A 2,182-nucleotide genomic window follows, 5' to 3' on the forward strand; every position below is an offset into this window, starting at 1 on the left:
GGGGCAGGGGGGTGAGGGGAATGCGCCTCAGTAGTGGATCGCCACCACCGACCCAACCGACAGGAAGTTCCAGAACCACTCGGCGTCGGGCAGGAGCAGGCCGATGCAGCCGTTGCTGCCGAAGCCGCCGAAGGCGGAGGGCGGTGTCCAGTAGTTCTCGTGGATGGCGTATCCGCCGTCCTTGAAGTACTGGGTGAACTGCACGTTCTCTAGGTAGTAGTAGCCCGGTTGCCCCTTCTTGACGCCGATGGTGGCCGAGTCCATCGTCTCGCTGCGCACCCGGTACTGCACGTTGAAGACGCCGACCGGGGTTTTGCCGTCGCGCCCGGCGGTGATGATCGCAATGTAGACCGGGCGCGAGTCCTCATAGGCCACCGCGTAGAAGTTCGACAGGTTCACGTCCACCCAGTGCCCGCCGTAGGTCTGCGGCGGGGCGGCGGGAATCAGCGGCCGCACCCAGGCCGCCGCGACGTAGCGCCCGTCGCCGATCTGGTACCAGACCGGGATGCCCTCCACCGGGTCGCCCTCGACGATGGCGCGGATGGCGACCGGATGCCGGGCGTAGGTCGTGCCGACCGCGGGCGCGTCGAGGCGCGGGGCCGAGCGGATGTTCAGGACGTCGGCAGTGATCGCGCCGAAGACCGCGCCGTCACCGGTGCGGATCGCCTTGCCCCAATTCGGGTCGAGCAGCCCCGGGAAGGCGGAGATGGCGTCGCTCTCCTTCGCGACCGGTGCGATGCTGACCCCGCGGCTGGCCGCGTAGTCCGCCCCGAGCCGTCCGAGCAGGACCTCGAACTCGGTGCCGCGATATTCCGGGTGCCACTCGAAGCGCGCCCGCTCGAAGTACTGCACCGTCAGCCCGTTCTCGGTGAATTCCTCACTGATCGGGTAGCCGAAGACGTACAGCCCGCCGTGGCGCTGCCAGTAGTCCAGGAAGCCGTACGCCAGGCTATGTCCGGTCTCCGGGAAGAAGCGGCGGTGTGGGTCACCCCCGGTGCCGGTATCGGGCGGGAGCGGCCGGAACGGGTCGGTGTGGCGCAGCCGCTCGGCAACCCAGTTGCCCAGGAGCGTCGCCTGCACCACGTAGCGCGTGCCGGCAAACTGGTCGTGCCGCTCGAAGCGCGCCCGCTCGAAGTACTGCACGAGCATGCCGTCCTCGACGAACGGCTCGGTCAGCGGGTAGCCGAACGTCATCAGCCCGCCGTTGGCCTGCCAGGCGGTCAAGAAATCCCCACCGAGATGGTGACCGGTTTCGTGGAAATAGACCTTGGCCGGCAGGATATCGGCCGCCTGTGCGGCCGGCGCGCCGAATGCCCCGGCCACCCCGGAGATTAGTACCGCAAGCAGCACGGCAAGCAGTGGAATCCGCCGGTGACGGTGCACGCTCATCCCCTCCCCCACCTGTTTGCTCGACTCGGGCCGCGCCCGCTCTCCTCCTCAGGGTCTCGTGTTGCCCCACCTCTCTCAACGGGGCATTGTGACCGATGTTACACGAACGGCGGGATACTCACACCTCCCCGCTCGTCTCAGGTGACCATCTCGGGCCGCTTGCCGTACGGACACACCGGAGTCAGGCGAAAAACGGCACCAGAGCAAACCCGAACGCGGCGTGCAGGATCCGGCCCGACGGCAGGCAACAGGTCGACACTCCCCGCCACATACCGCGCCTCCGCCTACCGGATGGTGTGGCAGCACCATGTCGTCCCATCTCGATCATAGACAGCATCTTCATGACGGCGACCTGTACCTCCGGCCAGGACGCCCCTTGCTCTGCCCCGCGCACGCGACACCGAGCCACCGCCGGGCAACGCCAACCGGCGAGATTGAGGGATAGACCGATTCGGCCGCTCCCCGGCAGATGAACCTCACACGAGGGGGAACGGCCGGTCCGCTTGGAGGACGGCAGCCAGCGCCGCCACGCGCATCACTGCTGCACCGGGGTAGCTCGATAGAGGTGGGCGTCGTAGGTGCGGGTCTGCCAGCGGAGAACGCCGATGCCGGGCTCGAACCAGAGGGTGGCGGAGAGCCGGAAGCCCGGAGGAGCCGCACGATCAGTCGACGACGACAGCACGATCTTCCACGACGGGAAGAGCCCGGCGGGAGTCGCTACCAGGTCGCGGCCAAGGACGAGGCCGCTGACGATCGTTTCCCGGGGCGGGTCGCTGGTCGAGAGCACGGTGGT

General features: G+C 68.0%; 2 protein-coding genes. Both read right to left on the reverse strand.

Going from position 1 to position 2,182, the window contains the following annotated elements:
* Positions 1–27: 27 nt before the first annotated feature.
* Complete coding sequence (locus tag IRZ30_RS17060) at positions 28–1,389, reverse strand: L,D-transpeptidase family protein (RefSeq protein WP_294086907.1); 1,362 nt, start codon at positions 1,387–1,389, stop codon at positions 28–30.
* 535 nt (positions 1,390–1,924) lie between these two features.
* A partial coding sequence (locus IRZ30_RS17065; protein ID WP_294086909.1) for a hypothetical protein occupies positions 1,925–2,182 on the reverse strand: 258 nt, incomplete at its 5' end.

This window comes from Sphaerobacter sp., from assembly GCF_019683595.1.
Classification (GTDB): Bacteria; Chloroflexota; Chloroflexia; order Thermomicrobiales; family Thermomicrobiaceae; genus Sphaerobacter.